The sequence below is a fragment of the Pedobacter sp. 05L430 genome, assembly GCF_056397585.1.
This window is the reverse complement of record NZ_JBFTNT010000378.1, coordinates 1-4297: the sequence shown is the minus strand read 5'-3', so window position 1 is coordinate 4297 and position 4297 is coordinate 1. Positions and strand designations below refer to the sequence as shown.

Here is a 4297-nt window from a genome sequence, read left to right as displayed (position 1 = left end):
GGGTAAAATAACAATGAATATGGTGCCTCTGATCAGCCATTCAGGAGCCCATCTTTTAAATACCGGTTTTACAGCAATCATTGGTTTTTAGCAATTACAACAATAGCATTCATACCTGCCTTTAGCTTATCGGTTATTTTCCTATCGTCATCTAACTTAATTTTAACCGGGATACGCTGCACCACCTTAACAAAATTACCGGTAGAATTATCAGGAGGCAGTAATGAGAACCTTGCCCCTGTCGCCGGAGATAAGGAAACAATCGTTCCCTGAAACTCCTCGCCCGGATAAGCATCAGTTTCAATAACCGCATGGCCATTTAGCTTCATGGTCGAAATTTGGGTTTCTTTAAAATTGGCAATAACCCATTTGCCCRCTTCCTGATCTACAATAAATGCCAGTGTTTGTCCGGCCTGGATCAACTGCCCTTCCTGTATGGTTCGTCTTCCCATCTTTCCATTGTACGGCGCTGTAATTACCGTGTAGCCTACATCAAGCTTGTTTCTGTCCAATAATGCTTCTCTACGCTTTATTTCAGCCAGATATACGTCCCTTTGAGACCTGATGTCGTTAACTTTCGATGCCGAAGTTTCATAGCCGTTCAGGGCCGATCTGTATTCTGCATCTGCTACATCCAGGGCAGCCTTGCTATTTTCCAATTGTTGTAGTGTTGCAGATTCTACTTTGAAAAGCTTTGAATAGCGATCATAATCCTGCTGTTGCTTTAAAAGTTTAGCTTTTGCAGAAGCGATCTGAGATTTCATAACGCTTGCTGCTTTTGTTGTGGTTAGCTCATTGCTTTCCATTACTTTAATCTGAGCCTGTGCATTTAACAAAGCCGCTTCGGCCTCTTGCTGACCAAGTTTATACTCACTGTTGTCGATAACAAGCAAGGTATCACCTTTCTTTACATCCTGATTTTCTTCGTATTTAATTGTTCTTATATAACCTGTCACTCTTGAAGTTATAGGGTTTATATATTCCTCTACTTGTGCGTCATTGGTTTCTTCATACTTATAAAGGTCAAATAAGGAAATTGCTCCCCAGATCATTAAACCAAGAACAATAACGCCTGCAATCCAGGCCGTGACTTTGGTGATGAGCTGATCGGTACTTGTATAGTTTTTCTTTTTTGTTCGCATTTTAAAGGTTGCCTATTGCTTTTTGTAATTGGAAATATTGTAATTGTGCCGCTATCTGCGCTGCTGCAAGATCAAATCTGGTTTGCAGCAATTGTGTATCAGCATCTAAAAGATCAGTTAGCAGTGATAACTGGTTGAAATAAGTATTGTTAACGATCCTCAGGTTCTCTGTCGCTTGCTTTATATTCTGCTTTGCTACATCAATCCTTGTAATGGCTTCTTTATATCTTAAATAGGCTTCGTTAACTTCCTGTCTAACTTTATCTGTTGTTGCTTCGTGTTCAACCTCTCGTCGCTGAAATGCCAGCTCAGCCGCCTTGGTTTTATGTTTGTTATGGTAAAATGCTGAGATAGGGAAACTTGCTTTTATACCACTTAAGCCAATCCCATACATAGCTATAGAGTAAGGATAAAATTGAATTTGAGGATAGGAATAGGTATAATTTGCAAACAAGCCCACTTTAAAAGATACATTGGCCTTTACTTTTTTCAGTTCCAGCTTATTCAATTCAGTTTCCTTTTCAGAGATCTTTAGTTCATAAGAGTGTGTTATGGCTTCATCCAAATATTCGGGATAACTTTTAATAACTAAACTAGTGCTGGTTAGCGAGTCGGGCAATATCTTAAAATCATCCTGCTCACCAATCAGTATTGCCAGCTTTTGGTTGGCTATATTGATGTCGTTATCAATTTGTAATAGCGACATCTTTTGGCGCGACAACTTAAGCTCTGCTCTTAGCACGTCGCTTTTTAAGATCACTCCATTTTTAAAGAGTTGTCTGATCTCTGCTAATTGCTTTTCCTGATCGCTTATATCCTTTAACAGTAAGTCTTTAAATACTTTACTCCTCTGCAGATCAAGGTAATATGCAGCTGATTTTAACTTAATTTCAGAAGTAGTTAAATTTAGTTGTTCCACAGAAAGGTTCTTCTTTTCTTTTTCTTCTCTGATCTTCAGGTTGGTTTTATTCCCGTTGTAAAGGTTAAAGTATGCGTTGCCACCAAAACTATAGGAAGTATGAACCACTTCAAATTGTGAAGGGGTATGAAACAGACCATTGTCGTAAATAGGCATATTGCTCACCCTTGCATACTCCCCTTCGGCCTCAATATCAGGTAGTCGTTCTGCTTTGGCATCTTTTATCGCCTCTTCAGATTCGTTAAGTTTTAAACCCTGCATCCTGACGGCTTTACTATTGGTTTCTGCTTTACTCCAGACTTCTGTTAACGACAAATGATTTGCTGAGAGGTCTTGCTGTGCTAAGGTAGTAGTGGAAATGAGGACGGAGAGCAAGATAAGAGCATAATGGTTTTTATAGAAATACATATAATTTATAGAATGCACAAAGTTAGCCATATGACAAAGCTGTAATTTTATCTATATTGCCAATTATTTGTCCATTACAGCCAATGAATATTTTAAAAACATCAGAATATCTTAGCGCAATTGACTTAAATCCAGATAGYATATTCGTTTTACATGAAAAAATAGAGCGCAAGCTAACGGCCCATTCGCACACAAAAGGACAATTAACGTACGTTCAGGGTGGCGTAGCTTTCATACACATTAAAAACGTGAGCTATATTATTCCTGCCCGGCATTATGTATGGGTGCCATTGGGCTTAACGCACTATCTTGAAGTAAGGCATCAGGCTACAGTGATTAGAAACATCTATTTTTATGACCAGGGTGATACCAGTGAGCCCTTCTTTCAGCAATTGGGCATCTATCCCGTCAATAATCTTTTACTGGAAATGATCATCTTTACTGAGAAATGGAACGGGAATATTTCTGCGAATAATGTGGTGCCTTTCCAATTCCTGTCTTCTTTAAAGAACTTACTTCCTCAGCTTGGTATAAAAGCATTCCCAATAGCTTTACCAACCACAAACAATGAACGTTTACTTCCAATTATTGCTTTTCTGGCAAGGCATTACAATGAACAGCTTACGCTGGAAGATATGGCAAAAAGATTTGGTATGGCCGAGAGAACACTCTCCAGATTATTTCAATCTGTAATGAGTATCTCTTTCTTACAATATTTAAAACTGCTAAGGATGGTTAGGGCTATTGAAATGATTCTGCAAACCAGTAAATCAACCAGCGAGATTGCATATGCTACTGGCTATAATAGCCTGGCGGCATTTAGTAAAGCATTTTTTCAACTTACAAATATCCGCCCGTCCGATTTTGGGAAGCGCTAAAACATAAGTCTAAAGGCTTTAAAAAAAGAAAGAGATACCCTTGTTAGTGATCACAACTTAAAAGGCAAATTTAAAGCAGGATATCAGATCAGCGAATTTTCCATGTGTGCCGCAATAGATTATACGGATGATCACGCTATGGATATCGATTTTACCATTGATAAAGACACCAACGAACTGATATTAACTGGCGAAACCCGATACGAAAGATCAGATGAGCTTTAAATAAAGCCTACTTAAATAGCTCAAAACCATAACGCGCATCGTTCCAGAACTCATCCAGCGCTATAATACGAGGCTTAAAAAAGGAAATCAGCTTAGGCCAGTCTTCTTTGTTAAATATGCTCACGCCAGGTAAAACGGTATATATCTTGCAAACTGTTTTGCCGTACTCATCTGTCGAATGTAATTCCCACTGCCATTCTTCTCCTAAAATTCCGGTTAACAGTTTCTTATATTCTTCAAACTGCTCAAACAAAAGCTGCTGTATGGTTAAATCAGGATTGGATAACTCTATCCCTATCCATGCCGACTTCTTATCAACCTGCATTTTGAAAGCCAAATGCTTGATGCCAGTCTTATAGTTAATCCAGTTAATTCGCAACCCCTCAGCAGAAGGTTGCAATGCCATATACTGCCCATATGCAGTCCAGAAAGCCTGCTTAATCTGCGAAGCCTGATCTTTTGAATACAATCTTTATCGTTTAATGGTTTATACCAAAGCAGTCTTTTTCTTAGCTCTGAAATGCAAAAATACAGCAATACCTGAAATGATTACCAGAATTAAAGAAGAAATCATTGATATCTTATCTCCAACAAGATAAGATGTCGGTTCAAACTTAAATTCTAAATTGTGACTGCCTGCAGGTAATTTGGCTGCTCTAAGTATGTAATTAGCTCTAAAATAAGGGATTTTATTACCATCTAAGTAAGCATTCCAGCCTTTGTCG

Annotated in this window: 6 protein-coding genes; 2 read left to right on the top strand and 4 right to left on the bottom strand. The window is 38.5% G+C overall.

Annotation, left to right across the window (positions count from 1 at the left end; translation table 11 throughout):
• Positions 1-77 precede the first annotated feature (77 nt).
• Both AC1DG9_RS25090 and AC1DG9_RS25085 read right to left on the bottom strand, forming a co-directional pair.
• Positions 78-1142 (bottom strand): HlyD family secretion protein, encoded by a 1065-nt coding sequence (locus tag AC1DG9_RS25090; protein WP_477635465.1) that lies wholly within the window; start codon positions 1140-1142, stop codon positions 78-80.
• A gap of 1 nt (position 1143) precedes the next feature.
• Positions 1144-2469 carry a TolC family protein gene (locus AC1DG9_RS25085; RefSeq protein WP_172662729.1) on the bottom strand — a complete coding sequence of 442 codons (1326 nt, stop codon included), beginning with the start codon at positions 2467-2469 and terminating at the stop codon, positions 1144-1146.
• 83 nt (positions 2470-2552) lie between these two features.
• Here AC1DG9_RS25085 and AC1DG9_RS25080 point away from each other — a divergent pair, with 83 nt between their 5' ends.
• Together AC1DG9_RS25080 and AC1DG9_RS25075 are read left to right on the top strand one after the other, a co-directional pair.
• A complete protein-coding gene (locus AC1DG9_RS25080) occupies positions 2553-3347 on the top strand; it encodes an AraC family transcriptional regulator (protein ID WP_337716059.1) in 795 nt (264 codons plus the stop codon).
• Positions 3348-3449: 102 nt separating this feature from the next.
• Positions 3450-3572, top strand: coding sequence for a hypothetical protein (locus AC1DG9_RS25075; RefSeq protein WP_477635464.1), 123 nt, complete (start codon positions 3450-3452; stop codon positions 3570-3572).
• Positions 3573-3579: 7 nt separating this feature from the next.
• Here the strand turns inward: AC1DG9_RS25075 and AC1DG9_RS25070 are convergent, their stop codons facing one another.
• Together AC1DG9_RS25070 and AC1DG9_RS25065 are read right to left on the bottom strand one after the other, a co-directional pair.
• On the bottom strand, positions 3580-4041 hold the full coding sequence (locus tag AC1DG9_RS25070; protein WP_172662726.1) for a DUF4268 domain-containing protein: 462 nt from the start codon (positions 4039-4041) through the stop codon (positions 3580-3582).
• Positions 4042-4059: 18 nt separating this feature from the next.
• Positions 4060-4297: hypothetical protein (locus tag AC1DG9_RS25065; RefSeq protein ID WP_477635463.1), on the bottom strand; the 238-nt coding region annotated here is incomplete at its 5' end.

Bases quoted from the DNA above. Each gene is read 5' to 3' on its own strand.
- AC1DG9_RS25075 (WP_477635464.1), top strand. From the start codon at position 3,450: ATGTGTGCCGCAATAGATTATACGGATGATCACGCTATGGATATCGAT.
- AC1DG9_RS25085 (WP_172662729.1), bottom strand. From the start codon at position 2,469: ATGTATTTCTATAAAAACCATTATGCTCTTATCTTGCTCTCCGTCCTC.